This is a genomic window from Mesobacillus sp. LC4 (assembly GCF_053543455.1).
Map to the genome: position 1 here is coordinate 1 of NZ_JBGCUB010000003.1, position 25243 is coordinate 25243.

21 protein-coding genes are annotated in these 25243 nt (G+C 44.6%); 5 read left to right on the forward strand and 16 right to left on the reverse strand.

The window, feature by feature from the left end; all coding sequences use genetic code 11:
- Positions 1 to 208: 208 nt before the first annotated feature.
- Positions 209 to 1084, reverse strand: a complete 876-nt coding sequence (locus tag AB5I83_RS10900) for a nucleotidyltransferase-like protein (protein ID WP_167834526.1) — start codon at positions 1082 to 1084, stop codon at positions 209 to 211.
- Positions 1085 to 1240: 156 nt separating this feature from the next.
- On the opposite strand from AB5I83_RS10900, the gene AB5I83_RS10905 reads away from it, so the two are divergent.
- Positions 1241 to 1591, forward strand: coding sequence for a YgzB family protein (locus tag AB5I83_RS10905; RefSeq protein WP_448975285.1), 351 nt, complete (start codon positions 1241 to 1243; stop codon positions 1589 to 1591).
- Between the two features lie 84 nt (positions 1592 to 1675).
- Here AB5I83_RS10905 and perR read toward each other — a convergent pair whose 3' ends face one another.
- The 9 genes from perR to AB5I83_RS10950 all read right to left on the reverse strand — a co-directional run bounded on the left by perR (position 1676) and on the right by AB5I83_RS10950 (position 9134).
- Entirely contained in the window at positions 1676 to 2119 is a 444-nt protein-coding gene (perR, locus tag AB5I83_RS10910; protein ID WP_209438095.1) for a peroxide-responsive transcriptional repressor PerR, read from the reverse strand.
- A 120-nt stretch (positions 2120 to 2239) separates the two neighbouring features.
- A complete protein-coding gene (locus AB5I83_RS10915; protein ID WP_167834528.1) occupies positions 2240 to 2791 on the reverse strand; it encodes a cob(I)yrinic acid a,c-diamide adenosyltransferase in 552 nt (183 codons plus the stop codon).
- A gap of 3 nt (positions 2792 to 2794) precedes the next feature.
- Positions 2795 to 3739, reverse strand: coding sequence for a D-2-hydroxyacid dehydrogenase (locus tag AB5I83_RS10920; protein ID WP_448975288.1), 945 nt, complete (start codon positions 3737 to 3739; stop codon positions 2795 to 2797).
- 207 nt (positions 3740 to 3946) lie between these two features.
- Positions 3947 to 4813, reverse strand: a complete 867-nt coding sequence (locus AB5I83_RS10925; protein ID WP_448975290.1) for a TetR/AcrR family transcriptional regulator — start codon at positions 4811 to 4813, stop codon at positions 3947 to 3949.
- 128 nt (positions 4814 to 4941) lie between these two features.
- Complete coding sequence (gene bcp / locus AB5I83_RS10930; RefSeq protein ID WP_448975292.1) at positions 4942 to 5409, reverse strand: thioredoxin-dependent thiol peroxidase; 468 nt, start codon at positions 5407 to 5409, stop codon at positions 4942 to 4944.
- Positions 5410 to 5486: 77 nt separating this feature from the next.
- Positions 5487 to 5894, reverse strand: a complete 408-nt coding sequence (locus AB5I83_RS10935) for a potassium channel family protein (RefSeq protein WP_167834532.1) — start codon at positions 5892 to 5894, stop codon at positions 5487 to 5489.
- Between the two features lie 653 nt (positions 5895 to 6547).
- Positions 6548 to 7333, reverse strand: a complete 786-nt coding sequence (locus tag AB5I83_RS10940; protein WP_448975294.1) for an ABC transporter permease — start codon at positions 7331 to 7333, stop codon at positions 6548 to 6550.
- A 3-nt stretch (positions 7334 to 7336) separates the two neighbouring features.
- Positions 7337 to 8128, reverse strand: a complete 792-nt coding sequence (locus AB5I83_RS10945; protein ID WP_448975295.1) for an ABC transporter permease — start codon at positions 8126 to 8128, stop codon at positions 7337 to 7339.
- Positions 8121 to 9134 (reverse strand): ABC transporter ATP-binding protein, encoded by a 1014-nt coding sequence (locus AB5I83_RS10950; protein WP_448975297.1) that lies wholly within the window; start codon positions 9132 to 9134, stop codon positions 8121 to 8123. The genes AB5I83_RS10945 and AB5I83_RS10950 overlap by 8 nt, the downstream gene beginning before the upstream one ends.
- Positions 9135 to 9424: 290 nt before the next feature.
- On the opposite strand from AB5I83_RS10950, the gene AB5I83_RS10955 reads away from it, so the two are divergent.
- The 3 genes from AB5I83_RS10955 (at position 9425) to AB5I83_RS10965 (ending at position 17101) form a co-directional block, all read left to right on the forward strand.
- Entirely contained in the window at positions 9425 to 10720 is a 1296-nt protein-coding gene (locus tag AB5I83_RS10955) for a glutamate-1-semialdehyde 2,1-aminomutase (protein ID WP_448975299.1), read from the forward strand.
- Between the two features lie 341 nt (positions 10721 to 11061).
- On the forward strand, positions 11062 to 15531 hold the full coding sequence (locus tag AB5I83_RS10960) for a glutamate synthase-related protein (RefSeq protein ID WP_448975301.1): 4470 nt from the start codon (positions 11062 to 11064) through the stop codon (positions 15529 to 15531).
- Positions 15532 to 16018: 487 nt separating this feature from the next.
- Positions 16019 to 17101: an aromatic acid exporter family protein gene (locus AB5I83_RS10965; protein WP_448975303.1), complete on the forward strand. Its 1083-nt coding sequence runs from the start codon at positions 16019 to 16021 to the stop codon at positions 17099 to 17101.
- A 46-nt stretch (positions 17102 to 17147) separates the two neighbouring features.
- Here AB5I83_RS10965 and AB5I83_RS10970 read toward each other — a convergent pair whose 3' ends face one another.
- Positions 17148 to 18047: an ABC transporter permease gene (locus AB5I83_RS10970; RefSeq protein ID WP_448975305.1), complete on the reverse strand. Its 900-nt coding sequence runs from the start codon at positions 18045 to 18047 to the stop codon at positions 17148 to 17150.
- 18 nt (positions 18048 to 18065) lie between these two features.
- Complete coding sequence (locus tag AB5I83_RS10975) at positions 18066 to 19070, reverse strand: ABC transporter permease (protein WP_448975307.1); 1005 nt, start codon at positions 19068 to 19070, stop codon at positions 18066 to 18068.
- A gap of 72 nt (positions 19071 to 19142) precedes the next feature.
- On the opposite strand from AB5I83_RS10975, the gene AB5I83_RS10980 reads away from it, so the two are divergent.
- Positions 19143 to 19343, forward strand: coding sequence for a hypothetical protein (locus AB5I83_RS10980; RefSeq protein WP_448975309.1), 201 nt, complete (start codon positions 19143 to 19145; stop codon positions 19341 to 19343).
- 62 nt (positions 19344 to 19405) lie between these two features.
- Here the strand turns inward: AB5I83_RS10980 and AB5I83_RS10985 are convergent, their stop codons facing one another.
- The 4 genes from AB5I83_RS10985 to AB5I83_RS11000 form a co-directional block, all read right to left on the reverse strand.
- Entirely contained in the window at positions 19406 to 21007 is a 1602-nt protein-coding gene (locus tag AB5I83_RS10985) for an ABC transporter substrate-binding protein (protein ID WP_448975311.1), read from the reverse strand.
- Between the two features lie 119 nt (positions 21008 to 21126).
- Complete coding sequence (locus tag AB5I83_RS10990) at positions 21127 to 22095, reverse strand: ABC transporter ATP-binding protein (RefSeq protein ID WP_448975313.1); 969 nt, start codon at positions 22093 to 22095, stop codon at positions 21127 to 21129.
- Complete coding sequence (locus AB5I83_RS10995) at positions 22070 to 23083, reverse strand: ABC transporter ATP-binding protein (RefSeq protein ID WP_448975315.1); 1014 nt, start codon at positions 23081 to 23083, stop codon at positions 22070 to 22072. Before AB5I83_RS10995 ends, AB5I83_RS10990 begins: the two co-directional genes overlap by 26 nt.
- A gap of 316 nt (positions 23084 to 23399) precedes the next feature.
- The gene (locus AB5I83_RS11000; RefSeq protein WP_448975316.1) at positions 23400 to 25148 is read right to left on the reverse strand and encodes an ABC transporter ATP-binding protein; all 1749 of its coding nucleotides are present in this window, start codon (positions 25146 to 25148) and stop codon (positions 23400 to 23402) included.
- Positions 25149 to 25243 lie beyond the last annotated feature (95 nt).

The window sequence follows — 25243 nt, forward strand, 5'->3', positions numbered from 1 at the left end:
GTTAGTTAGCGTGTCGCCCAGAAGCGACTTTACTAATATAACATCCGGTGTTTTTCTTGTCAACATCTTTTTTGAAAAATGTTATCAGCAGTAAAACACTTTTAAGTTTTCAACCGTCTGCCGCGGAAGTGTTTTTGCTGTGTTCCGCAGCGACGGTTATTAATATACCAAGTATTTTTTAAATGGTCAATAGGGTTTCTTTATTTTTTTAAGATAATTTTTCTGTGACTCTATAATATCTATGGAATATCCCTTGTCCTTTTGTTTCGACCTTGACTACATCAAGAACTTTCTTTTCAATCAAATACTCCACAAGAATACCAAGATCTACAGAGTATGGGGCCAACTCTGGATGTGTCATCAATTCATTGAATGACCAGTGCTCTTTACTCTCCATCGATTCAAGCAGATGCTGGCTTCCTACCTTCGTTCTTTTATGGATCAAGAATTCACTAGCCAGGAATAATAGCTCCAACCGCTTTTCTATGGACTCTTCACTGCAAATCAGTTCTTCATATAACTTATAGATCTCCGGTTCAATCTGTTTAACCTGGTGCCATACTGTGATCTCCGGATGGAACCCGTTTTCAATGACCGCTAATCTTGCCAAATGATGAAGTGAATGGACAACATGATTATAAGCATCCAGATAATTAAAGTTGTCAAAGAGTACTTTCCCATCAGAATATCGTCTGATCAATTTAGCAAATTCGATTCCCATTTTAATTTTCCGGCCGAAGAAAGGAAACTCCCTGAGCTCGTGCTTTAGGTTGGCAATCCGTTCATTCCGGTCAAAAACGATCTTGCCGTTGTAGAGCCAGTCAAAGATTTTTTTGTTATTGCCGATCAGAAGCCAATCATTGATTTGCTTCTCCGTTACAATATGCATTGCTGCTTTTTTATCTTCATAAGAATAATGCTTTACAAAGACAGGATCATTATTTTCTTTTACTATAATAAGCAAGATGACATCAAAAGTATCGGTTGCGGCGATGGCTTTTTGCCTCTTCTCGACCACCACTACTCCTACTGTATTAGGATGGCTTGCACGTTCTTGATAAATCGAACGAAGGATATCCTCCATAATAAACTCCTCCATTTGTTTGTTAGCATATATGTTCGACAATTATATAAAATCTCCTGCATTTTCTCCAGACAATTTTCGACATCCGTTTAGACTTTTTATGATATCTTGCCGCAAATGATATGATATAGTTAGATTTTAGGGAGGGAAATTCCAATGGCAAAGTATTCAAATAAAATAAATAAAATCCGCACGTTTGCGCTGAGCTTGATCTTCATAGGCTTCATCGTTATGTATGGAGGTATTTTCTTTCGCAGTTCCCCATTGGTCATGACCATTTTCATGATCCTTGGATTGCTATTCATCATCGCTAGCACAGTTGTTTACTTTTGGATTGGTATGTTATCGACTAAAACAGTCCAGGTTGTCTGTCCTAACTGTGGCAAACAGACCAAAATGCTCGGCCGTGTGGATATTTGCATGTATTGCAATGAACCGTTAACACTTGATCCATCACTTGAGGGCAAGGAGTTTAACGAACAATACAACCGAAAACAAAAAAAATAGAACTCGGCCGAGGCCGAGTTCTTTTTTATTAGCCTGCTTTGATTCAAAAAAAGAAACTGATAGCTCTTGCCATCAGCAGTTGGTTTAATGAACTTCCTTTGCAGAACAATCCGGACAAGTACCGTAGATCTCCATTCTATGGTTGCCGACTTTAAAACCCGTTACATGGGAAGCCAGGTGTTCCACCTCATCAAGGCCTGGGTAATGGAAGTCAACGATCTTCCCGCATTGGTCACAAATAACGTGATAATGGTGGGAAGTCACAAAATCAAAACGACTTGAAGCATCTCCATATGTCAGTTCCTTTACCAATCCAACTTCACGGAATACTCTCAAATTGTTATAAACTGTCGCTACGCTCATATTTGGAAACTTCCCTTCAAGCGCTTTATATATTTCATCAGCTGTTGGGTGCGACATGGAGTTTATTAAAAATTCGAGTATCGCATGACGTTGCGGAGTAATACGGACTCCTGTATCTTTCAAAGTATCCAGGGCTTCTTTTAACTGACTCTGTACCACCGCCATGCACCTCACTTTACTTTAGATTATAATTCTTATTTTATAATATTTATAAATAGTGTACTAATTCCATTCCACTTTTGTCAATATTGCCACATCATAAACATCTACAAATACAGCATCGGATTAATCTTGATGCAATGTCTGCTCCTTTGAACCTAGATGCATATTCACATACCTTGCTGCGACAAACAGGAAGTCAGACAGTCGATTCAAATATGAAAGGACAAGCGGGTTGACTTCCTCGCCCAATTCAACAGCCAGGCGTTCAGCCCTTCTCGCGACCGTCCTTGCTACATGCAGAGTAGCTCCTGCCTGATGTCCACCCGGGAGGATGAAGTTGGTCAATTGCGGAAGAGCCGCATCCCAGGCATCGATCTTTTCCTCTAATTCTTTGATATTCTTTTCCTCAAGAGTCCACTTCACATCTTTTCCAGAGGGAGTAGCAAGTTCTGCACCGACATGGAATAATGCTGTCTGGATTTTATGGAATATCTCCTGCATATCTTCTTTGCCGCTGAAATACTCTCCATTTAAATAACTTAGAGCAAGACCGATCATTGAATTCGTCTCATCACATGTGCCATACGCCTCTACTCGCTTGTCATTCTTGGCTACTCTCGCTCCATAAATGAGCGACGTCGTTCCTTTATCACCCGTCTTCGTATAAATCTTCATCTCCTAGTACCCCCTATCCATGTCAATAACATTAAGATAATCCGAACCTTTTTTTATATATGTATGCAGATTATGTTTAAAAATTTCAAAAGATCTTGGCAGATAGTTTTTCGTAAGGCTTGATATATGCGGCGTTACTGTCACATTTTCCATAAACCAGAATGGGTGGCTTTCATCCAAAGGTTCCACATAAAATACATCCAAATAGGCATGTGCTATCTTTTTTTCCTGAAGTGCTTCCAGCAAAACCTCATCTCTTACCAAATCTCCACGGCCGATATTAATGAAAACTGCAGTATCCTTCATCAAGTCAAAATCACTGCCGTCGAGGAAATGCCTTGTTTCACTTGTGCTAGGCAGTACCGAAACAATGAAATCCGCCTGTGGCAGGGCATCCTGATAGTTCTGCATCGTAAATATTTCGTCTGCCCACTCGGAATCACGGCCACTACGATTTACACCAATTGTTTTCATATTAAAGGCCTTCGCCAGTCTCGCCACTTCTCCTCCAATTGCTCCTATACCTAGAATGAGCAATGTCTTGCCGTATAATTCTCCCATCGGCAATTTACGCTCCCATGCCTTAGTCTGCTCATTAGCCCAAAGAGACCTCATTTGCTTAACATGCTGCAGCATCATGCCGATTGTAAATTCAGCCATCGGTATTTTATGAATTCCCCTGACGTTGGTAACGAGAATCCCACGTTTCTTGCAGGCCTCGAATGGCATTCTATCCAGTCCTGCTGACATGACCATAATCCACTTCAATTTATCAGCCTTGTATATAAGTTCTTCAGTTAAATCCTCGCCGTAAGTAAGGAAAATTTCTGCATTTAAAAATAAATCTTCCTTGATTCCTTTATGGAATTCAAAGTTGATCTGCGGAAATTCCTTTTTCACATCCTCCTGCAAAGTCTCCAGAGGCAGAATAGAGGAGTAAATTTTCATTCAAACCAAACCCTTCGTTCTATAGTCATATTAATAATTGTATTAATTTTCACTCTTTTAAACAACTTACAAGCCTTTATAACATAAAAAAAGGCGGGCTGTTATAGCCCGCTAAGTCGTTTGAGGAGGTATGCCCTAATACAATGATATTCACTTATCGCTAAAATGAATGGACAGAAGCCTGTATTGATAAAAATAGGCGGCCCATCATTCTTTTACATGATAAAACTTTGCGATTGCCTCTCTGTAAGCATCCAGCGATGGTTCCCCCTTAAAGTTCGATAACATTCCCTGGATAACTGGAATCCGCGGTGATTCCCTTTCTGCCTCACTCTCCAGCACATCCAGCGAAACGAATAAGTCTTGATTATGATCAAGATTGGAAATTTCATGTTTCATCTTTTTGAGGATCGATTTTACATCCTGGCCATCTGCTCTGAAAAAAGCTTTAGTTTTATTGATCAATTCATTGACTTTCTCTTCGGAAGCGACAGGGTTCTCCCCCTCGAGACCATCCACCAGCGAATCGACCCTTCTCAGTATATATCCCACTAGTTCCTCGATTTTGAAGCCATCCGGATTGAAAAGCAACAACTTCATATATGAATTAAAAAATCCCTCTAGCATGAGAGCCAAATCCCAGAGGTGCGGTTCAGCTTTCTTTCCATAAATGGCACGCAGACTGTTTTGATAATACATTTGCGCTTCATAATACTTGCGAATCATCAATTCCTTTACCTCTTCATTCAGCGGAATTGCCTGTTCTCTTGATTGCATGATAATGAATTCTTTATGTTCAAGCATCGTCGTGAATAACGCAGTCAGCTGAAATGCGAATTTTTCTCTAGGAGGCAGCTGTTCTTTCTCATACGCTTCAAGCTTCTTTTCGATATAGTCAAAGTAATATTCAAGGATTGCGATCAATAAAGCATCCTTTGATTTAAAGTATAAATAGAATGCTCCCTTGGAGATTCCGCTTTCAGAAACGATTTCCTGGATTGAGGTGGATGCAAATCCTTTAGTCGCATATAACTTGATCGCAGCTTCAATGATTGCTTTTTCTTTTTCCTTCACCCTTAAAGCCTCCCCAACTGTTTAAAATAAGAATGACTGACTGGTCATAGTTTTATTATCATATCCTATTATAGCTTATAGATATAGCCAAATCAGCAAAAAGACAGCCACTAACGGCTGTCCTGTGCTTAAAGATTTTCTTTTATATACGCAAGGGCCTCTTCAACATGGCCTTTCACTTTCACTTTACGCCATTCTTTTGCAAGATTGCCATCCTTATCAATGATAAAGGTTGACCGTTCAATTCCCATGTATTCCTTGCCAAAGTTCTTTTTCAGCTGCCAAACTCCGTAATCCACGGCAGTCTTGTGTTCTTCATCTGCCAGCAGCAGGAAAGGCAAACCGTGCTTCTCAACGAATTTTTCATGGCGGTTGATTGGATCAGGACTCACTCCTAGGACTACTGCGTTCAACCCCTCAAAACTCTCATGGTGATCCCTGAAATCGCAAGCTTCCGTTGTACAGCCAGGAGTCATGTCCTTCGGGTAAAAATATAGTACGACATTCTTACCTGCAAAATCAGTAAGCTTAACCGTTTCTCCATTGCTGGCCGGCAGTTCAAATGCCGGTGCTTTTTCACCTATTTCCAGTGTCATTATGTATCCCTCCAAAATCAGTTCTCTTATCTTTAGCCTATCTAATTTTGGGTTAGAATACAAATCAAAGGAGTGTATTATGATCGTTTTTGGTCAAACATCGCCCTCGTCACGAATGCAGCGGGAATCGTGTAGCCAATCAGCGCTTCCAACACCGCGATCGCTCTCCCTATTCCGACCGGCGCGATATCTCCATACCCGACCGAAAATAGCGTAATGGCACTGAAGTAAAGGCTTGTGGACATCCTTTCATACGAGGATGTGCTCGGGCGCATGCTCACGTCTGACAACACCCAGATCCCTTTCAAATCAAGCAAATAATACAATAGTCCAAAGCCCGCCATTACCGTAGCATAAATCAGTGCAAGCGTGACGAAGTTTTCAAAAGATACCTGTTTGCCTTTAATCTTATGCGGAATGAATAATGTCCTTAGACTTAGAAGTATCGCTAAAATAATCAATATAATCGAAATGTAAAATTGCATATCCAAGCCTCATTTCCTGCTTCTCTCCATTCACTATACGCTGGTGAATTCACGAGTATGCAAGCAAGTCCATCAATCATGCCGGGTATTGTCCGAGCTCCGCTTCGATCATTTCTTTGGGTAGCGCTTTTTCTGTCGTTGTCCGTTTTCATGTCTCCATCGGACCTATGGATAGCGCTTTTTACGCTGAACACTGCTTTTCATGTCTCCATCAGGCTTGTGGATAGCACTTTTTACGCTGAGCTGTTCTTTTCGCGTCTCCATCAGGCTTATGGATAGCGCTTTTTACGCTGAGCTATTCTTTTCGCGTCTCCATCAGGCTTGTGGATAGCACTTTTTACGCTGAGCTATTCTTTTCGCGTCTCCATCAAGCTTATGGATAGCGCTTTTTAGGTCGGGCGCAAATTTTCATGTCTCCATCGGACCTTTGGATAGCGCTTTTTACGCGGAACGCTGTTTTTCATGTCGCCATCAGGCTTATGGATAGCGCTTTTTACGCCGAGCTATTCTTTTCGCGTCTCCATCAGGCTTATGGATAGCGCTTTTTAACCTGAATCCCCTAATAGTGCATCCATCAGCAAGTTAATTCTCATTCCGCCCTCAAAACAAAAAAACCACGGCCTACACCCGACCGCAGCTTAAAATGAAAATATTTAATTGCCGGCTCCCCGGTATCTTTTCACGCCTTCATTCCAAATGAAAACTGAAAGACTGAAAAACACAAGCCCGATCACTGGTGTTAAAAAAGAGTAACCGTACCACTCATCGCGGCCGAGGAAGTAGGCTGCCGGGTATACTCCGACGAAAGCGAATGGCAAGATCCAGGTCAGCACAAACCGGATTGCCTTGTTATAAATATCTACTGGATAGCGTCCGTAGTTGCCGATATTGTACATCATCGGCATGATAGAGGTCCGCGCATCAGCCCAGAAACTGATGCAGGCGATCATCACGAATATGCCGGCGTATACTAGAACACCGCCCAAAACGAACAAAATAAACAAGAAAGGATCTGACCAGCTTACCTCAAGCCCGAGACGGCTTCCTGCATAAAACATGACGGCCAGCCCGGTCACTGCTCCGAACAATGATTCCAGCTCCATCCGTTCGAGAATAATCTGAAACAGGCTATGGATCGGCCTTGTCAGGATCCTGTCCAGCTCCCCTTTTACGATATACCTTTCATTGAAATCCCATATATTGAAGAATGACGAAAAGAGCGCATACGGCACAAGGAAAAATCCATAAATAAAGATGATTTCATCACGGCTCCAGCCATTGAGGAATTCGGTATGGTCAAAGACTACCAGGATAAAAATCAAGTTGACAGCCTGGAACAATAAATCCGAGAAAATTTCAACAATCAAATCCGCCCGGTATTCGAGCCTCGTTTTCATATACTGGGCGACATATTGAAAAAACATGCTGATGTAAAACATTCGTCACCCTCCCTGTATAATCAGTTGTTTTTTAGCGATGACCCAAAGGATCCGGATCGGGATCAGCAAGATCAACACCCAGGCAGACTGGAGCAGCAGCCCTTCAACTGCCTGGCTCCCTGTGAATCCATTTGTAAAAATCATGCTTGGAATATAGCTGATTCCCTGGAACGGTAGGAATCCCATAACTTCCTGAGCCCAGCCTGGAAAAAAGCTGATCGGCAGAAGCAATCCCGAAAACAAATCAATCAGGACGCGCTTGGCCCGGATCAGGCCTGTATTATTATATAGAAAGAAAGTGGTAATTCCCGTCAGCAGGTTCAGTTGTGTGTTGATGAAAAAGCTAAGCACAATCGAAAGCGCGAACAACCCCCACGTCGCGGCATCCGCCGAAAACTCCATCGGAAATATCAAGGCGACGATGACCATGCCTGGCACCGAGAAAAAGAACAGCCTGAAGACTCCTTCGCCAAGTCCCTGCATCGTTTTCATCCCGAGATAGCTGTATGGCCTGATCAATTCAACGGCTACCTTGCCTTCCTTGATTTCCGTCGCCATTTCCCTGTCGATATTGTTAAAATAAAACGCTCTGGCCATCCAGGCAACCGCTACATATGTCGTCATTTGGATGGCACTCAAGCCTTCAATCTCACTTTTCCCGCCGTAAATCGCATTCCAGAGAAAGTAGTAGGCCCCGATATTGATGCTGTATATCAAGATCCCTGTGTAGTAATTGGTCCTGTATGCCAACATCATCAAAAAACGGATGCGGATCATTTCGATATATTTATCCATGCTGCATCATCCCTTTATCATAGATGTTGCGGATGATTTCTTCTGTGGACGGCTCATTGATTTTGACATCCCTTACCTTATAGGCAGCAACTGTCCGGGCAATCACCTGGGATACTATTTCCTCATCATCCCCTGTCAACGCAGTATAAATTTGTTTTCTTTCATTCAGCTCCCATTTGATATCAAGGTCTCCCGTCAACATCTCAAGCCGGCTGAGTTCGGCTCTTTCAAGGAATTCAAAGCTGATTTCCTTTCCTTCTCCCCATTTTTCCTTCAGGCTTTTCAGCGCGCCATCATAGATGATATTTCCTTCATCAAGCATAACCACTCGCTCGCATAATGCTTCGATATCAGTCAGGTCATGGGTCGTAAGCAAGATTGTCGTATTGTACTTTTCATTGATTTCTTTTAAGAACTCCCTGATTTTCAATTTAACGAGCACGTCCAAACCAATCGTCGGCTCGTCAAGGAACAGGAGCGGTGGATTATGGATGAGCGCGGCCGCAAGCTCACACCGCATCCTTTGCCCGAGGGAGAGCTTCCTCACCGGCTTATCGAGCAACGGTTCAAGGTCCAGCGTTCTGATGACATGATCCATATGCTCGTTATACTGAGCGTCTGAAACTTTATAAACCTTTTTCAATAGCCGGAAAGATTCCTGGACAGCAATGTCCCACCAGAGCTGGGAACGCTGGCCGAATACGACACCTATCGTCTGGACGAATCTTTCCCTTTCCTTATGGGGATTCATGCCATTGACGATGACACTCCCTGAAGTTGGGGTCAGGATCCCGGTCAGCATCTTGATTGTCGTCGATTTCCCGGCTCCATTTTCCCCAATATAACCGACCATCTCTCCCTGTTTGACAGTAAAGTTGATATCGTTCACTGCAGGAACGATTTTATAATTACGTGTAAAAAGATCACGAAAGGCTCCCGATAATCCGGACCGGCTCGAATATGCCTTGAATTCCTTCCGCAATCCGTTCACTTCAATCGCATTCATATGTATTTCCTCCTTTGGTCACTCAAACAGTTTAGCCAATCCTCCTGGGTAAAACAAATGCTATGCCTCATTACCTTTGCATGTCCCAGTTATAACAAATGCTATGCCTGATTACCCTTGAATCTTCTAGGATAGTTTAACCGCAAAAAGGAGGAATGTTGAATGACCAAGGAAATGCTGATCCAATACTGAGCTTCTTTTTCGCTGAAGATGAATGAAAAGTGAAACAATCTGTAAAAAACAGAAATAATGATAAAATAGAAAAGCAGTTACATATAGGAGGTTTTACGATGCAAAGAACGAATTCTGAGCGAATAAATACTGAAGCTCTTGAACATATCGTAGGCGGTGTCAATAGTCCATCCCGTTCTTACAAGGCGGTCGGCGGCGGTGCCCCTATCGTGATGGAGCGTGCCCAGGGGGCCTACTTCTGGGATGTGGACGGCAATCAATATATCGATTATTTAGCGGCATATGGCCCAATCATCACTGGTCATGCTCACCCGCATATAACAGAAGCGATCAAAAAGGCCGCTGAAACTGGCGTCCTTTATGGAACACCAACACCGCATGAGGTGAAATTCGCAAAAATGCTCAAGGAAGCAATGCCAGCTTTGGATAAAGTCCGCTTCGTCAACTCCGGTACCGAAGCAGTTATGACGACAATCCGTGTGGCAAGAGCTTATACAGGACGGGATAAAATCATCAAATTCGCGGGATGTTATCATGGCCATTCTGATCTGGTACTAGTTGCGGCGGGCTCTGGACCATCTACTCTTGGAACTCCAGACTCAGCGGGTGTCCCAAAAAGCATCGCCCAAGAAGTCATCACCGTACCATTCAATGATATTGAACCTTTTAAGCAAGCTCTTGAAAAATGGGGCGACCAGATTGCGGCAGTACTTGTGGAACCGATTGTCGGCAACTTTGGAATCGTCGAGCCTAAACCCGGCTTTTTAGATGAAGTGAAGGAGCTTACCCATCAGGCTGGTTCGTTGATCATTTTTGATGAAGTCATCACTGCTTTCCGCTTTATGTATGGCGGGGCTCAGGACATGTTGGGAATTACGCCGGATTTGACTGCTATGGGCAAAATCATTGGCGGCGGCCTGCCAATCGGTGCTTACGGCGGACGAGCCGAAGTCATGGAAAAGGTAGCACCACTTGGGCCTGCTTATCAGGCTGGTACGATGGCTGGAAACCCGGCTTCCATTCTTTCCGGCATCGCTTGCCTCGAGGTCCTTAAACAGGATGGTGTCTATGAATATCTCGACCAGCTTGGCGCGATGCTCGAGGAAGGAATCACTTCTTCCGCAAGCAAGCATGGTATCCCAATCACCATTAATCGATTGAAGGGTGCATTGACCATCTATTTTACAGAAGAAAAAATCATGAATTATGAGCAGGCAGAGAACACGGATGGCGAAATGTTCGCACGCTTCTTCAATCTGATGCTTGAGCAAGGAATCAACCTCGCACCTTCAAAATATGAAGCTTGGTTCGTGACCATCGCCCACTCCCAAGAAGATATCGAAGCAACCCTGCACGCAGTTGATCAGGCATTTTATTCAATGGCCAATGAATAAATATACAGATTTTTATACATAACAGGTGCCAACTCGGTGCCTGTTATTTTTTTTACCCTAAATGAAACCGTTTACATTTCAAGGTGTATTTTATTCCTACCTTCACTTCTGTAACAATCCTCCATCCAAATTAATGTATAATTAATTGATTTCTGAAAATTCTTATGATATGATTGCAATTAATATTTTAAAATTTGCCATTCAAGTGGCCGCTTAAAATCCCTGCTTTAAATTCCCGTCTTAGAGTTACACCCTCATGTACCAAGCTATCAAACAACAGATCATAGATTATTTTTTCAGGAGGTGAAACGGCTTAAAAGACCCTTTATAAGCCGATTTTTATGACAACACAATGGAACCCTTCCCAATTTAGAGAATTTTCAAGATTCGAACACGATGCGTGCGGTATTGTTGCCAGCATTGAAAAAAAGAAAACCCCTACCCGCGAGAATATTTTCCACTGTATCAACGGCCTGGTCACGATGAACCACCGCGCTGGCTTTATCAATGGCGAGGGCGACGGTGTTGGAGTGCACATCGACATCCCACGCGCTCTCTGGAAGGAAAAGCTTTCAGCAGCGGGTGCAGATGTTAATGCCGTCGATAAAGAGCACTTTGTGGTCGGACATGTTTTTATCACAAGGACCGAGCAGGCAAAAACGATTCAGGAAAAGCTTGAAGCAAAGCTTGCAGAACAGAATATGGAGCTGATTTTTTCATCGACCGATGTCACTGACTCCGGAGCGCTAGGCCCGATTGCGATTCAGGAGAATCCTGTATTCTGGCAGTTTGCATGCCTTTCAAACGAAGCAGGCCGGGATCTTTCCAGCAAATTATTTAATATGATTGTAGATTTTGAGAAAAACGAACAGGTGCATGTGGCTTCCCTTAGCCAATACCATGCTGTTTATAAGGTTATGGGCGCTGGTGATATTCTTCCTAAGTATTATCATGACCTGGCAAGCCCGCTCGTAGCATCGACAATGACACTTGGACATAACCGCTATTCAACTAATACTCTATCAAGCTTTTTCCGTGTCCAGCCGTTCAGCGTCCTTGGCCATAATGGTGAAATCAATACAATTGCCAGACTTCGCGATGAAGCTCGCATGGTCAATGTTCCGCTCGTGAAAGACGGCAGCGACTCACAGGATCTTAGCCGCACACTTGAAACGTTTATTTGTCGTGACGGTTATTCATTATTTGAGGCAATGGACATGATGTTTCCGCCAATCATCAATGAAATCAAAGCGTATCCGGAACATTTGCAAGATTTATATACTTATATTCGTGAAGCATGGGGCCATTTTGCCCAGGGACCGGCCGGCATCATTTCACGCTTTGGAGATGAAGCTGTTTTCAGTGTCGACGCACTTGGCCTGCGCCCGCTCTGGATGGTTGATACCGAAAGCTCTTACCTGTTTTCATCAGAACCGGGAATTATCCCTTCATCTGACTACACGGGTGATCCGAAACCCCTCGCACCAGGCGAAAAGGTCGGCCTGAAATGGAATGGCGACACAATTGAAGTGTTCGAGATGGAGCAATTCCAGGGTGAAGTCTACAAGCGTTTCTCTGAACGTCTTGCTTTCCAGGAAGCGCGCCATCGTATTGAGGGGACGAAACTTAGCAAAACGATTACTATGACATATCCGGATAAGATCCATAACGGACAATATAAAGCATTCGGCTGGGAGCGTGACCATGTCCAGTTGGTGGAGCAAATGGCTGAAAAAGGAGCCGAACCAATCCGCTCGCTGGGGCATGATGCTCCGCTTGCTGCCATGAATCCCGAACGTAAGAACATCGCTGATTTCATTAAAGAAAGCGTTGCTGTCGTAACAAATCCGGCAATTGACCGAGATCGTGAAGCTGAACATTTCTCAACCCGGACTGTACTTGGAAAACGCCCTTCCCTTTTCGGTAAAAAAGAAACAGGGAAAGTAGTAGAATTGCTCACACCTCTGCTTGTTGAAGGAAAGGCAGGCTACGAAGTCTCACAGCAAACCGGTCAGCCAAGCATGGATCAGGTCATCCAATGCTATCAGGATGATAAACTCGCAGCCTATCTGGAAACGGTTTTCCGCAATGATGAAAGTGTGAAAGAAGCGCTTGAAAGACTTGCCGTTGAGGCAATTGATGCTGTTAAGGAGGGCAAGACATTGCTTGTCCTTGACGACGCAATCGCCCATCAGGAAAATGCTCTTTGGCTGGATCCTCATCTTGTTGTTTCGGCAATCGACCAGGCACTTGTTAAAGAAGGTTTGCGCCGGGACTGCTCACTTCTTTTACGATCTGCATCTTTAAGGTCGCTGCATGACATTATCGTCGCACTTGGACTCGGCGCAGATGCAGTCAGCCCGTACTATATGTTCATGACCGTGCTCGATGATTCCGTAAAGCCGCTCGTCAACCTATATAGTGCTTTGACGAAAGGTCTTGAAAAAGTCATTTCTACCATTGGTATCCATGAATTGCGCGGATACGGACGTCTATTCTCGTCAATCGGCTTGAATGATGAAGTAGCAGATTATTTAGTGATCGTAAACTTCTTTGGTTCCAATGAGCTTGCATACAATTTCGAATCAATGAAAGAAGATGCATTGAAAAGAGCAGAAGATTTCCAGAATGAAAAAGAGCGAATCGGCAAAACATTCCACCTCTTCCCACGAATCTGGAAGGCGATTGGCGAGGTTGCTTCTACTGGAGATTACAGCGTATACCGTGAAAAAATCACCGAACAGGAAGACAGCAACCCGACAACGATCCGTCATTTGACTGGCTTGAAAAAGACTGAGGCAGGTGTCACCCCTGAGGAAGTTGAGCTTGGTGTCGGTGACCACAGCCTGCCATTCGTCATTGCATCGATGTCATTTGGTTCACAAAACGAAATTGCTTTCCGCGCTTACGCAGAAGGTGCCGACCGCTTGAACATGGTCAGCATGAACGGCGAGGGCGGCGAAATAAAGGATATGCTCGGAAAGTACCCGCGCACCCGCGGCCAGCAGGTTGCTTCAGGACGTTTCGGAGTGAATGCTGAATTGCTGAACTCCTCCAATCTTCTGGAAATAAAGATTGGCCAGGGAGCGAAGCCTGGTGAAGGCGGACACCTTCCTGGCTCGAAGGTTACGGCTAAGATCGCGGAAGCAAGGAATGCGACAATAGGTTCAGATTTGATCTCACCTTCCAATAACCATGACATCTATTCGATCGAAGACCTTGCGCAAATGATCCATGAGCTTAAGACTGCCAATGACCAGGCTCGTGTTGCCGTAAAAGTCCCTGTCGTTCCGAATATCGGCACGATTGCTGTTGGTATCGCAAAAGCAGGCGCGGACATCATCACATTGAGCGGTTTCGACGGCGGTACTGGTGCTGCCCGTATCCACGCTCTTCAATATGTTGGGCTCCCTGCTGAAATCGGCATTAAAGCTGCACATAATGCCCTGCTTGAAGCAGGTTTGCGTGACAATGTCGAGCTCTGGGCTGATGGCGGCGTGAAGAGTGCGCAGGATGTCATTAAATATATGCTTCTTGGTGCAAACCGCGTAGGTTTCGGTACACTGTCGATGCTTGCCATCGGCTGTACAACATGCCGCGGCTGCCACCTAGACACTTGCCATGTCGGCATCGCTACACAAATCGATTCCGAAGCTCAGGCAAAAGAACATGGACTGCGCCGTTTTGTACCGCGCCAATTCGACCTTGCCGTACAGGGCATCATGAATTTGTTCACTGCTTTTGGCAATGAGCTTAAGTCACTAGCTGCATCTGCAGGCATCAAGAATCTGCAGGAAGCAGTCGGCCGTTCCGACTTGCTGGAACAGATCAAAGGAAAAGATATGCTCGACCTGACCTACCTACTGAAGCCGCTTGAAATCGGCCAGATTTCCCATCAGAAAGAAGCCGCTGCAGCAATGGCATCGGCCCAGCTCCAGGTCGCAGCAGGCGCTGAATACCTTGATGCTGTTGATGAGGAACTGCATCAGTCACGTGAATTCCAAGCAGTTACTGCCGAGCAGCGTGTGCTGGCCAGCAGGGTTTCATGCCACAGGGTGCGCGGACGTCTGGATGGTTCCTACCGTAAGCTGCAGCCAGTCTCGCTCCGTTACAAAGGCTCGATCCTCGGAAACGGTCTTGGAGCTTACAACACAGACGGCATCAATATTGAAATTGATGGCGGCGGCCAGGACGGAGTCGGCAAGACTTCATTCGGCGGAGCAATCTTAATCGCAAAATCGCCTGGCAAGGACGGCGGTTTCTACAACGGCTCTGTCGGCAAAGGATTTGGCTACGGAGCCCAGAAAGGTTTGCTGGTAGCACAGGGCGATGCCGACGCTCGTGCGGGAATCCGTCTGTCAGGAGCCGATATGGTCATCGGCGGACAGGTGAAAAAGCCTATTCCTGAAAAAGAATTCGGAAATATTGGAACGAACGCTAATATCAAAGGCTTTGCTTTTGAATACATGACAAACGGTCGAGGACTCGTTCTCGGCGATCCCGGACCATGGATTTGTGCAGGAATGACAGGCGGTGTCGTTTATCTGAGACACCAGCCAGAGATGGGACTCACAAAAGAAGCCATCAACCGCCGTATCGCCAAGGGTGCCAAGGTATCCATCGAAACGCTATCAGATAAAGGGATCAATGATGTAAAAGAATTACTGGCCAACTACATTGAAATGGTCAAAAACCATGACCAGGCAAGCGAAGCAGCTGACCTTGCCCTTCTGCTGGAACATCCGGAAGATCACTTCATCCAGGTCGTTCCTGTCAAAGAGCAAGCAGACCCAGCCGTATCAACTGAATGATTAAAAAAGTTAGTGGCCCCGCTGAATCGGGGCCATTTAATTTTTGTTGCACAAATTATTGGATAGCTATGAAAAAGGGCTCATAGATAAATTCTTAATGACCAATTCGAGGACTACCCATGAAAAAGGACTAGGGGACGAATTCCATATGCCCAAACCGAGGACTACTCATGAAAAAGGGCTCATAGACAGAATCTATAAGCCCGTATTATCACAAAAAGGTCAATAAACAATTTGTTAAATACTAATTGAATATATTCCCTCTATCCCAGAAGATTCTATAATAATTCCGGAATAAATGGACTTCCATTCTAATAGACTTGTAACCACTTACATTTAAAACCCGCTTATTTTTCGCAAAATTGACGCTTGAACTTATTGGCTTTCCGTTGTATAGTACATAATTGTTTAGTTTTGAACAAAATGGTTTAAAGTATAAATTAATGAATGAGATTCTCTGTCTCTGAATGAAAGGAATTCACTTCACATGAAACTTGGTGCCCGCATACTGAAAACGGGAATTGCCATCACACTTGCTTTATTTTTATCGCATATTTTCGATCTTCCATCACCGGTTTTCGCCGGAATTGCTGCGATTTTTGCCCTGCAGCCAACTGTATACCGCTCTTATCAATCCATTATTGAACATATCCAGGGCAATCTAATTGGAGCCGCTACCGCTGTCTTATTCGTAATGGCGTTCGGCAACAGCATATTCATCATCGGACTTGCCGCGGTACTCGTTATTACTTTGAACCTTAAGCTAAAACTGGAAAACACCATTTCGCTTTCTCTTGTCACATTGATTGCGATCATGGAGACACCTGGTGATGACTTCATCCAATTTGCGCTGATCCGCTTCTCGACCATCATGCTAGGGGTTGTATCGGCCTTCATTGTTAACCTTGTGTTCCTGCCGCCCAAATATGAAAATAAGCTGTATTACAAGAGTTCTATTTTATCAGAGGAAATTACGAAGTGGATCAGGCTGAGCACTCGTCACGCCTCCGAGCACCAGCTCCTGAAGGCAGATATCGAGAAACTGCGCGAGGGTATAATCAAGCTGGACCAATTATATATGATGTATAAGGAAGAACGTGATTATTTTAAAAATAACCCTCTTGCTAAATCACGAAAACTTGTCATTTACAGGCAGATGATCACCACGGTAAAAAAATCGCTAGAGACGCTAAAAAGGCTTCACCGCTATGAAAATGAATTCAATCATCTTCCTGTAGAATTCCAGGAAGTCATCCAGCATCAGCTGGATTGCCTGATCAACCACCATGAGCAGGTGATGCTTAAGTACGTTGGCAAAGTCAGGCCTGAAGCATCCTATATTGAGGGTGAGGTTTGCCTGAACAAGGAACAGCTGTTTGAATTATTTTTAGCTCAGAGAGATGAGCTGGCTCAAACAAACAGGCAAATGCTTTATCATGTCATGCAGCTCGTGTCGATCATCATGGAATACGGCGAGCATGTAGAGCACCTAGATACGCTCGTCACAAGCTTCCATTCCTATCACAAAGAAGATAGCAATGTAACGATCGATCAAAATACGGAAATTTAAAAGCAGCTGGTTTATCAGCTGCTTTTTCTTATTACATATAGTTCCACTAACTTTTCATTCTAGGATCCAATGCATCCCTCAGGCCATCCCCCATCAGGTTGAATCCGAGTACGGTCAGCATGATTGCCAGGCCAGGGAAAATCATTGTCCATGGTGCCTGGATCATGTAGTCTTTCGCATCGGCCAGCATCTTTCCCCATTCAGGATTTGGCGCATCTGCACCTAATCCAAGGAAGCCGAGCGCAGCCGCTTCAATGATTGCCGTGGCAATCGCCAATGTACCCTGGACGATGATTGGCGCCATACTATTGGGAAGGATATGCTGGAACAATATCCTGCTGTCCCTCATCCCGATCGCCTTGGCTGCCATGATGTATTCCTCTTCTTTTACGCTGAGTACCCTAGAACGGATCAGCCTGCCGAAGTTCGGAATATTAATAATCGCAATCGCAATCAGCGCGTTTCGCAGTGAAGGTCCAAGAACGGCTACAATCGCTATAGCCAATAGGATACTTGGGAATGCCAGCATGATATCAAATGCTCTTGAAATGATGGTATCGACCCATCTGCCATAGTAACCAGCAAGAATTCCCAACAGACAGCCGACAACGATTGAACCCATTACCGCAAAGGTCCCTACCCATAAGGAAATCCTGGCTCCATATATAACTCTGGATAAGATATCCCGTCCAAAATCATCTGTGCCAAACCAGTGGTCAGCTGAAGGAGCTTGAAGACGAACCTCCATTTTTTGCTCATTGATTCCTTCTGGTGCAATTAAAGGAGCGAAGATCGCAAGCAAAATAAAAAATAAAACGATGATTGTTCCTACCAGAGCCAATTTATTTTTCTTGAAACTATACCATGCTTCTGCCCAGGGAGACGCCACTTTTTCCTCTACCTGCACGGTTGGCGGCTGGATTTGTTTTTGAGTTGAAATCTCCATCTGCTCTCTCCCCTTCCATCAACGGTATTTGATCCGAGGATCAATTGCTGCGTACAATAAGTCAACTACTAGGTTGATCATTACAAAAATCAATGCAATGACGAGTATTCCGGACTGGATGACCGGATAATCACGATAATTGATCGCCTCGTAAATATAGCGGCCAATTCCCGGCCAACTGAAGATTGTCTCAGTCAGGATTGCTCCTCCAAGCAGGAGACCTGTCTGCAAACCGATGACAGTCAATACAGGGATGACAGCATTCTTTAATGAGTGTTTATAGACAACCCAGAACATGCTCAAACCCTTTGCCCTTGCCGTTCTGATAAAATCAGACCTCATCACCTCAAGCATCGTGGAACGAGTAATCCTCGCAATGATGGCCATCGGAATGGTCGCCAGCGCCATTGCCGGCAGCACCAGATGCTTAAGGACGGTGATGAACTGGTCAGTACGCCCCTGGATCAGGGTATCTATGATATAAAAATTCGTAATTGCATCGACTGGATTCCGGACTTCTTCACGCCCGGAAGTCGGCAGGACGTCAAGATTGATGGCGAACAGCCACTGTTCCATCAAACCCAGCCAGAAAATCGGCATCGAGACACCAATAAGTGCCAGGATCATCGCTCCATAATCAAACCAGGAATTCTGGAACCACGCACTGACGATCCCTGCGTTTACTCCTATGACAATCGCAATTAACATCGCAACAAATGATAATTCCATCGTTGCTGCAAGATATGGCCAGATTTCACTGCTGATCGCTGACTTTGTTCTTAGGGACTCCCCTAAATCACCCGTCAACAGCCCTCCAAGATAAGTAAAATATTGTATATACCATGGCTGGTCAAGCCCCAGCTCTCTTGTTAAATCTGCAATTGCTTCCTTAGTCGCCAGCTGCCCGAGAATAACTTGGGCGGGATCACCAGGGATTGCTCTGATCATAAAAAATACAATAAGTGAAAGACCCAATAGTACAGGAATCAGTGAAAAAATCCTTCTGACAGAATAGGCAAACACCTTCCCACCTCTTTTCTTGATGAAAAGCGTAAGCGCCTTGGTCAGCCCCGACAAGCGCTGGAGGGCCGACCGGTGAAGTCGTTCTTTGACTTCATTGGGCGGACCGAATCCGAAATGTATAGCCGACTGTCCAGAAACGCAGAAACTGGAGACTCCGACAAAGAAGCGCTTTTTGCTTCTGCCGGCGGAGTTGAAGTTTCGGAGTTTCTAGGAGGCGAACTAGACAAGCGACTCGAGGGGCTAGGCGCTGGAGCTAGACATTACTCAAATTGATTTAATATTTTTCTTTTCAAAAGAAAAGGGAGAATGCATATGTTCTCCCTTTTCCTGATGCATTATTTTTTGAATTCAACCGTTGCAAGCAGGTCAGATCCTGTTGGATGTGCCTTGAATCCAGTAACGTCTGCTCTTCCTGCTAGTGCAGGCTCAGAGTGGACAAGCGGAATCCAAGGAGCATCTTCCTTAATTAACAATTGAGCTTCTTTATACAGTTTTTCACGTTCAGCCTGGTCATTTGTAGACTGAGCCTTGATGAAGAGGTCATGTACTTCCTGGTTAGCGTAGCGTGCGTAGTTATTGCTGTCGATGTTATCCTGATCTAGAAGGACATACAGGAAGTTATCAGCGTCACCATTGTCACCAGTCCAGCCAAGCAAGAATGTATCTGCTTCACCCATACGTGCTTTTTCAAGGTATGTTGCCCACTCATAAGAAACAATCTTTGCTTTTACACCAACCTCAGCAAAGTCTTGCTGAAGTGCTTCAGCAACTTTCTTTCCGTCTGGCATATAAGGTCTTGCAACTGGCATTGCCCATAGTTCCATTTCAAAACCATCTTCATATCCAGCTTCCTTAAGAAGTTCCTTTGCCTTCTCTGGATCATATTCATAAGCTTCCACACCATCATTGTAGCCAGCTACCGATTTCGGCATTGGGTTTTTCGCAGGCTCAGCAGCACCAGCATAGAAAGCATCGATGAGCGCTTGCTTATTGACCGCATAGTTCAATGCCTGGCGAACCTTTTTGTCTTTCATTGGCCCGCGTTCATTGTTCAATCCAAGGTAAGCAACATTCAATGAAGGACGATAGAATGTTTGGAGGTCAGCATTGTTTTCAATTGACTCGACATCACTGAAATTCACTCCATCGATAATATCTACTTCACCAGTATTCAAGGCATTCAAACGCGCAGAGTTTTCAGGGATCACTCGGAAAATGACTTCATCAAGCTTCGGAAGCCCTTCCTCCCAATAATCTTCGTTTTTCACAAGAGTTACCCTGTCGTTACGCTTCCATTCCTTGAACTTGAATGGTCCAGTACCTACTGGGTTTTCAATGAATTTATCTCCGTGCTTTTCGATTGCAGCAGGGCTTGCGATACCAAATGGAGACATTGCAAGGTTTTTGTAGAATGGAGCAAGAATACGGTTCAACGTGAATTCAACTGTATGCTCATCTACTGCCTTAACTTCCTTGATTACGTCACCAAATTGTGAGTTATAGTAATAGAATTGTTCTTTATTGCCGGCCTTCCAGCGCTCGAAGTTGAATACTACAGCTTCAGCGTTGAAATCAGTGCCGTCATGGAATTTGACACCTTTACGAAGTTTAAGCGTATGCTTCAAACCATCTTCGGACTCTTCCCAGCTTTCTGCAAGACCTGGGTGAATCTCAGTATCCTGCTCGCCGAACTCAATAAGAGTTTCGTAGATGTTCTTAGTTACTTTGAAAGCTTCACCTTCAGTTGTCACCGCAGGGTCAAGCGATGTTGAATCGCCACCGCGCCCGAATACAAGAGTCCCTCCTGATGATGATCCACCATCTGAACCAGACTCACCGCCTGTTTTCGTCCCGCCGGAGTCATTATTGCAGCCGGCTAGCCCTAGGCTAAGGATGAGGATAAAAGCAAAAAACATTAATCCAAAACGCCTTTTCATATTCTTCCCCCTTGTTTTTTCGGACTGGTTTTATATATCCAGTCCATAATATCTATCATCTATGCTTTTTTCCCTGCATTCATTCCAGATTTTATGGAATTAAAGTCTATTCCAGTTAATCAGGAATATAGATGGCAGGCAGCAAAGTGACCAGGTTCAATTTCTTTCAGTACAGGTCTATCAGTCTTGCAAATTTCCATGCATTCTTTGCATCTTGTATGGAATGCACATCCCTGTGGCGGATTCGCCGGGCTTGGAAGATCCCCTGTCAGGAGCTCCTGCTCCCTTTTCACATCAGGATCCGGGATTGGTACGGCTGAAAGCAAGGCTTTCGTGTACGGATGAAGTGGATTATCGTACAGCTTATCCGCTTCCGTGATCTCTACGAGTCTGCCTAAATACATGACCCCCACCCTGTCACTGATATGCCGGACAACTCCAAGATCGTGGGCTATGAAAATATAAGTCAACTGGAATTCCGCTTGCAGGTCCTCCAGCAGATTCAGTACTTGTGATTGTATCGACACATCGAGTGCGGACACAGGTTCGTCGGCTATGATCAACTTCGGCCTCGTCATCAACGCCCGGGCAATTCCAATTCGCTGGCGCTGTCCGCCGCTGAATTGGTGTGGATACCTCTTAGCATGATAGCTGCTGAGACCTACTACTTCGAGCATTTCCTTGACCATCTGCTTGCGTTCTTTCTTCGTCCCTATTCCATGGACGATCAAAGGTTCCTCGAGGATTTTCTCGACTGTATGTCTCGGGTTCAGTGAAGCAAATGGATCCTGGAAGACCATTTGCATATCTTTCCGGGCCTTGCGCATATCGTTGTCGGATAGAGTCACAAGATCTTTTCCTTCAAAAACGACTTGCCCCTCTGTTGGATCGATCAGGCGCATCAACATTCTTCCGGTAGTGGATTTCCCGCACCCTGACTCGCCAACAAGACCAAGTGTTTCCCCTTTATTCACCCAGAAGCTGATATCATCAACAGCTTTGACACTTCCAGTCTGTTTGCCAAGGACTCCCCCGGTAATCGGAAAATATTTTTTTAATCCATCAACTTTTAACAGTACTTCGGGCATTGGCTACTCCCTCCTTCTCATGCAGCAGGCAGCGAACAGTATGGCCAGGACTGCCAGTTTCATAGAGTTCAGGATCTTCGCTCAGGCATCTGTCCATCACAAATTCGCATCTTGCCGCAAACCTGCAGCCCACCTTGATAGACCCTGGCTTCGGAACATTACCAGGAATGGAATATAACCGCTCCTGCTTATCCCTTATATCCGGAATCGATTTGAGCAAGCCGAGAGTGTAAGGATGCTTTGGATTTTTAAAAATATCCCCAACAAGCCCTTCCTCCACAATTTTCCCGGCATACATAACAACGACACGCTGGCAGACCTCTGCGACAACACCGAGGTCATGCGTAATCATGATAATCGCCGTATCAAGCTTTTCGTTCAGATCCTTCATCAAAGCCAGAATCTGCGCCTGGATGGTTACATCAAGCGCAGTTGTCGGTTCATCAGCAATGAGCACTCGGGGGTGGCAGCTCAGTGCCATCGCAATCATGACCCTCTGCCTCATTCCTCCTGAAAGCTGATGAGGATATTCCTTTATGATTTGTTCTGCTCTTGGAAGTCCAACTAGTTTAAGCATCTCCACAGCCTGCTGATAGGCAGCCTTTTTGCCGAGCTTCTTATGTATTTTCAACGCCTCAACGAGCTGTTCACCAATTGTGAATAGTGGATTCAATGATGTCATCGGTTCCTGGAAAATCATCGCGACATCATTGCCTCGGATTTCTCGCATTCTCCTTTCGGAAGCGTGAACGAGGTCTTCCCCATTAAGGAGGATTTCCCCTCCAGCAATTTTTCCCGGAGGCTGGGGAATCAGCTTCATTATGGATAAGGAAGTTACGCTCTTCCCGCTCCCTGATTCTCCGACGATCCCAAGGATTTCTCCTTTGTTAACCGAAAAGCTGACATCATCGACTGCTGGAATTTCACCGTCTTTTGTGATGAATGATGTCCTTAAATTCTTCACATCCAAAACCGGAGCATGTACCACTTTACTACTCCTTTCTATTACCGAGATATTATTGTTGAATAAAAATCTTTTGTCTGTGTAAAACATTTTATATTAAATAGACCAAGATAGTCCACTGATTTTTCTAAATTATTTAAATATAATAATAATTTTGAATCGTTTTAGGTAATTGGTACTATTTGTATGTCAAAAGCTGATAAATTATGACACTAATGGAATGCGGAAAAAGTAACTATTGCAGTTGTCTCACTTTGCTAATAAATAGCTCGCGAACGTTTTTGTTTCACAGACAAAATAAAAAACCGAAGCGGAAACGCCTCGGTTTTTTGCAGTATAGTTAATTTTCCAGCTGCTGGACCTGGAATAGTCTATGATATCCACCCTGCTTTGCCATCAGTTCATCATGGCTGCCGTCCTCAACGATTTCACCGTGCTCAATCAGGACAATCCTGTCGGCATGGGTTATCGTGGATAAACGGTGGGCTACAACAAATGTTGTTCTGTCTTTTGCCAGCTTTTCAATCGCTTCTTGAATAAGGTGTTCACTTTCAAGATCCAGAGCTGATGTTGCTTCGTCAAGTATTAAAATCGGCGGATTCTTCAGGAACACTCGTGCAATCGCTACACGCTGCTTCTGGCCTCCGGAAAGCTTGACTCCCCTTTCACCGACTTTCGTATCATAGCCTTCTGGCAGACTCATAATAAAATCATGGGCATTGGCTGCCTTTGCGGCCTGAATCACTTCTTCATCTCTTGCTCCCGGCCTGCCTAATAGGATATTTGATTTAACGGATTCGCTGAACAAAATATTATCTTGCGCTACCATGCCGATTTTATCCCGCAGGGAACGGACCTTGAACGAACGGATATCCTTTCCGTCGAGGAGAATCTGGCCCTCGGTAACATCGAAGAATCTAGGAATCAGGCTGACAAACGAGGATTTCCCACCGCCGCTCATGCCGACCAGGGCAATTGTTTCTCCCTTTTGGACTTCTATATTTAAATTCTTGAGTACCGTCTCCCCGTCTTCCTCATAAGAGAAGCTTACATTTCTAAATGAAATATCCCCATGTACCTTCTTCAATTCAATCGCATCTGTGGAATCCTTGATATCATACTTTTCATCCATGAATTCGAAAACGCGGTCCATTGACGCAATCGCCTGTGTCAATGTAGTAGATGAATTCACGAGCCTTCTGAGTGGATTATAAAGGCGGTCTATATAGGCGATGAAAGCGGCCATTTCCCCAATTGTCAAATTGCCTTGAAGGACCTGATAACCGGAAAAGCCAATAACAAGGAGCGGCGCGATATCCGTGATCGTATTGACCACCGCAAATGCTTTTGCATTCCACCTTGTATGCTCAAGCGCTTTTGTCAGAAAGTTTTTATTCTGCTGATCAAACTGTGTTTGCTCATAATCCTCAATTGCGAAACTTTTGATAACTGAGATTCCAGCTACCCTCTCATGCAAATAGCTTTGTACTCCCGCAAGCGCCTGGGATCGCTCCCTCGTAAGTTTCCGAAGATTTCCGAAGAAATATTTTACCGAAAAAGCGTAGAACGGGAAGAGGATCAGCGAAACAAATGTCAACTGGGCATCCATCGTGAACATGATAGCAGCTGCTATCATTATCGTAGCAACGTCAAGCCACAGGTTCATCAGTCCTGTAACAACAAAGGTCTTTGTTTGCTCGACATCATTGATCATCCTTGAGATGACCTCTCCTGCTCTCGTGTTGGAGTAATATTTGTAGCTGAGACGCTGCATATGGGTAAACAGTCTGTCTCTTATGTCATACAGGATTTTGCTCGCAGTCCACTGAGCAAAATATTGACGATAGTACTCAATAGGTGGTCTGAGCACGACAAACACAACGATCATGATGCCCATTACCCAGACCAGTTTATCTATTTTTTCATCCTTGGTCAGTGTGTCACTGCCGATGACATCATCAAGGACAAATTTGATTAATAGTGGAATCAACAGTGGTATGGCGAATTTAAGAATACCGATGAAGATTGTTCCAATGATTTGCAGCCGATATGGTTTGACGAATTTTAAGTATCTGCGGATGCTGCCCAATTTATAGTTCCCCCTTATGGAGCCTTGCCTTGCTGTCTGCACGAAACAAAAACCTGTTGAATCAAATCAACAGGCTGAAGCTTGTCTACCCTGTA